Genomic DNA, 799 nt, shown 5'->3' on the forward strand with positions numbered 1-799 from the left:
CCGGAGAATTGGAAAGTGGGAACGCCGGAGAACCAGCCAAGTTGATCAGGCAAAGGTACCGTGAGGCCGCCGACATTATCAAGAAAGGGAAAATGTGTTGCCTCTTCATCAACGATCTCGACGCTGGAGCCGGTCGTATGGGAGGAACCACACAATACACAGTGAACAACCAAATGGTGAACGCCACACTCATGAACATCGCTGATAACCCCACCAACGTTCAGCTCCCCGGTATGTACAACAAGGAAGAGAACCCTCGTGTTCCGATCATCGTCACCGGTAACGATTTCTCGACGCTGTACGCGCCGCTCATCCGTGACGGTCGTATGGAGAAGTTTTACTGGGCACCCACCAGGGAAGATAGGATCGGTGTTTGCACAGGTATTTTCAGGACCGACAATGTTCCCCTTGATGACCTTGTTAGGCTTGTTGACACCTTCCCGGGCCAATCCATTGACTTTTTCGGTGCTCTAAGGGCCAGAGTTTACGATGACGAAGTGAGGAAATGGATCGGAGAGGTCGGAGTCAATGGTGTCGGGAAAAAGCTCGTGAACTCGAGGGAAGGGCCACCATCTTTCGAGCAACCGAAGATGACCATTGAGAAGCTGTTGGAATATGGAAACATGCTTGTTGCTGAACAAGAGAATGTGAAGAGGGTTCAATTGGCTGACAAATATTTGAGTGAAGCTGCCCTTGGAAATGCTAATGACGATGCTATCAAGAGAGGAGCTTTCTAATAATTTGTGCGCTTGGGAGTCCCTGATGATTAAATAAACCAAGATTTTACCATGACTGCAAT

Annotated in this window: 1 protein-coding gene; it reads left to right on the forward strand. The window is 49.1% G+C overall.

Features of this window, described 5'->3' with window-relative positions; translation table 11 throughout:
* On the forward strand, positions 1 to 737 hold a 737-nt coding region (locus tag IE294_RS50470), incomplete at its 5' end, for an AAA family ATPase (protein ID WP_189895416.1).
* Positions 738 to 799 lie beyond the last annotated feature (62 nt).

The organism is Streptomyces canarius, from assembly GCF_014650735.1.
GTDB lineage: Bacteria > Actinomycetota > Actinomycetes > Streptomycetales > Streptomycetaceae > Streptomyces > Streptomyces olivaceoviridis.